This is a genomic window from Desulfofundulus sp. (genome assembly GCF_049701015.1).
In the GTDB taxonomy this organism is placed as follows: Bacteria; Bacillota; Desulfotomaculia; order Desulfotomaculales; family Desulfovirgulaceae; genus Desulfofundulus.
In genome coordinates this window covers 1-3,697 of sequence record NZ_JBNATZ010000245.1, presented here as the reverse complement: position 1 = coordinate 3,697, position 3,697 = coordinate 1, and the positions used below count along the sequence as shown (strand labels likewise).

Genomic DNA, 3,697 nt, shown 5'->3' with positions numbered 1-3,697 from the left:
GTTGGTAAAATCGGTGGGGTTAGAAAATTTCCTACAGTGTGTTGACTTTATCCTTTAACTATTCAAAGGTTGCGTTCTCCAGGGGTAATGATATAATAAAGTAAAGGTGTTATCAGGGGGTTTAAGTATGTTTGTACGGGATTATATGAGTACTTCCCCTGTCAGTATCCACCCGGGGACTCCCATCTTGGAAGCTCTAAGCATTATGAAAAAAAATAAGATCAGGCATTTACCGGTGGTGGATAAGGGCCGGTTGGTAGGACTGATTACCGAGCGGGATCTGCTGACCGTTACTCCTTCCCCCGCAACTACCCTTAGCGTTTTTGAAATGAATTACCTGCTTTCCAAAATGGTAGTAAAAGAAGTCATGAAAACCAGACCCGTAACCGTGGGTCCAGACTGTACCATTGAAGAAGCGGCTTTGGTCATGCGGGAGCATAAGATTGGTAGCCTGCCGGTAGTTGAGGGTGACGGGTTGGTAGGTATTATTACCCAAACCGATATCCTGGACGCCCTGATCCGCATTTTTGGCCTGCGCAAAGCAGGTACCCGTCTGGTTCTTGAAGTTGGCGATCGTATTGGTGCTCTGGCCGACATCCTGGCTGTGGTAAGGGAACACCAGATCAATGTCATTGGTGTGGCGTGCCGGGAGAAAGAAAATCAACGGGTCCAAATTATGCTGCGTCTCAGTACGGTGGACCCCGAACCACTGGTAACTGATTTGGAAAGACATGGCTTTGAGGTAAAATCTGTTAGTTGACCATATGGGGAGATGATATACAGCTAAAATCCGGCTCCCTGATGGGGCCGGATTGATTTTGATTGTAATTCTCTGCCGGTGGTTACACTATATTTGAACAAGGAAAAGGAGAAGATTTCATGGAATCCCTGAGCTCGCATGTATTGTCCCGTTACGCCACTATTGCTATCGACATAGCCACCCGCATTGCACGAGGAGAGTACCGTGAGGGCCAGAAAATATTCGGTCGTTCTACCCTGGCCGGTAAGTATAATGTTTCGCCGGAAACTATCCGCCGGGCTTTGACTCTCTTGCAGGATATGGGGATTGTGCATGTTTCTCCGGGTGTAGGGGTGGTGGTTAAGTCTCAGAGAGCGGCGGAGGCTTTTCTGGCTGAATGTGGACAGCGCCAGGTTTTAAGAGACATGCAGGAACGTTTGCACCGTTTGTTGCGGGAAAGGGACCGGATTAACAGTGAAATTGAGAAGCTTATGAATGAACTGCTGGATTATACTTTTAAAATGGCGGGCAACTTACAGCGAATTGAGGAAATCAAGGTTCCTTCTGACTCGCCCCTGGTGGGCAAGTCCCTGGCAGAAGCAGAATTCAGGGCTAAGACAGGCTCAACCATCCTGGCTATTTACCGCGGAGGTGAGGAAATCCTCTCACCTCAGGCTGACACGGTTATCCAGGCTGGTGATGTTCTGATTGTACTGGCGCCACCTGAGTTAAAAGAACAGGTTTATAATCTGGTGAATGGCACTACTTCCAAACAACAATAAAGCCTCTCCCTTGATGGGAGAGGCTTTCTGATCGAGACCTACTTATTTTTATCAACCCTGTTGCATTTTCTTAATGGCCTCGCGTATTTCATCGACTGATGCCTCTTCTTCAATAGTCGAGAGATCGCCCAGTTCCTTGCCAACCCAGAGCGATTTCATCACCCGGCGCATGATTTTACCACTCCGGGTTTTAGGCAGGGAGCTTACAAATTGAATATCCCGGATAATTACAATTGGCCCCATGGTGTTACGTACATGGGCAATTAAATCCTTTTTCATTTCTTCACTGGGCTGGTAACCCTGTTTTAACACTACAAATGCGCAGGCAACTTCACCTTTGAGCTCATCGGGAACACCCGAAACACCAGCTTCCACCACTGCCGGGTGGGAGATGAGTGCGTTTTCAATCTCAATAGTACCGATCCTGTGGGCGGCAATCTTGATTACTTCGTCAGAACGCCCGGCAAACCAGATGTACCCGTCTTCATCAAAGGAAGCAGCGTCGCCGCAGTAATACCTGCCCTGGGTGAAGGGTAAACGCTCCCAGTATTCCTTCTGGTAACCTTCTTCGTTGTTCCACAAAGTGGAAGTCAGTCCCGGGAACGGCCTCAAGATAGTAACTATCCCCTTCTCGCCGGGTGCTGTGGGCTTACCTTCTCTGTCATCCACAATTTCAGCAATGATACCTGGTACCGGAATACCGGCTGACCCGGGTTTAATGGGAATCATGCCCAGCCCGTAGGGGTTGGCGAAAATAGGTCCGGAAGTTTCAGTTTGCCACATGTGGTCCATGACGGGGATTTTGTTTTCAAATACCTGTTCCTGTAACCAGCTCCACGCAGCAGGGTTTAACACTTCTCCGGCGCAGAAGACTCTTTTGACTGTACTCAGATCGTGTTTTCTGGCATGTTCAATGCCCAACCTCATCAAACCCCGTACGCCAGTGGGAGATGTCCATATTGCTGTGACTTTGTTCCTCTCCACAATATCCCACCACATGTCTGGCCGCGGATAATCAGGGGTGCCTTCGTAAAGTACACTGGTAGCCCCGACCAGCAGGGGTCCATAAACGTTATAGCTGTGCCCTACAATCCAACCAATGTCTGAAGTACAGAACCATACGTCCTCTTCTTGTAAAGCGTAGATCCACTTGGCCATGGAATAGATATATATCTGGTAACCGCCATGTTTTTGAACGGTAACCTTGGGTTTGGCCGTAGTGCCGGAAGTTGGAAGCAGGAAGAGGGGTTCGTTGGCTTCCATTAGCTCTATGTCCGGGCTCTGCCCTTCGCCCAGGGCCAGGAATTCATCCCAGAAAATATCCCGGCCTGCCTTCATTGGGGGTGCCTGCTCTTTATTTTTCTGCAGAACCACGACCTTAGTGATTAAATCATCCGGGCACATGGCCAGAGCATCATCAATCATCTTCTTTAAGGGTACTGGCTTGCCTCTCCGCAGGCTTTCGTCCTGGGTAAGGAGATATCTGGCACCTGTAATTTGCAGGCGGTCTGCTACCGCACCGGCAGAAAAACCGGCAAAAATAACCACATGGATGGCTCCTATACGGGCGCAAGCCAGCATGGCGGTGACTGATTCAATGCCCGTCGGCATATAAATGGCTACCCTGTCGCCCTTTTTTACCCCCAGACCCCTTAGGGCAGCTGCATATTGTTTTACGAGGGAGAGAAGCTGACCGTAGGTTATCACTCTTGTTTCACCGGTTTCTCCGGATTCTGCAATAAAAGCGGCCCGCCCACCATTTCCTTTCTTAACTTTATAATCCACGCAGTTATAGCAAATGTTGGTAAGTCCCCCGGAGAACCATTGAAAAGTTGGATAGTTCCATGTAAATACCTTACCCCACTTTTTAAACCAGTGAATATCGCGGGCAGCTTTGTTAGCTGCTTCTGCCCAGAAACTTTCCGGGTCTTCTGTCGCCCAGTCAATAAAGGCTTTTACCTGCGGGGGAACCAGTCCGGTACCCATTTTCTCAGCCATGCGACATTACCTCCCCTTTAAAATCAAAAACCTTGCATATAAAATAATAAATTGAAAATAAACAAAGATTAAGAAAATTCCGGCGGAATGCATTTTTTTGAGTGCGAGTGGATTGATAGCTGGAGCCAATGGACTGGCCAATCAAGGAGAAATATGGTCCGATTAACCATGGAAAGCA

Annotated in this window: 3 protein-coding genes; 2 read left to right on the top strand and 1 reads right to left on the bottom strand. The window is 48.5% G+C overall.

Annotation, left to right across the window (positions count from 1 at the left end; translation table 11 throughout):
- The first annotated feature begins 127 nt into the window (after positions 1-127).
- Positions 128-760, top strand: coding sequence for a CBS and ACT domain-containing protein (locus ACPLUI_RS12475; RefSeq protein ID WP_424660583.1), 633 nt, complete (start codon positions 128-130; stop codon positions 758-760).
- 119 nt (positions 761-879) lie between these two features.
- Positions 880-1,521 (top strand): TrkA C-terminal domain-containing protein, encoded by a 642-nt coding sequence (locus ACPLUI_RS12470; protein WP_424660582.1) that lies wholly within the window; start codon positions 880-882, stop codon positions 1,519-1,521.
- A gap of 51 nt (positions 1,522-1,572) precedes the next feature.
- Here the strand turns inward: ACPLUI_RS12470 and ACPLUI_RS12465 are convergent, their stop codons facing one another.
- Complete coding sequence (locus ACPLUI_RS12465; protein ID WP_424660581.1) at positions 1,573-3,519, bottom strand: acetate--CoA ligase; 1,947 nt, start codon at positions 3,517-3,519, stop codon at positions 1,573-1,575.
- Between the last annotated feature and the right edge of the window lie 178 nt (positions 3,520-3,697).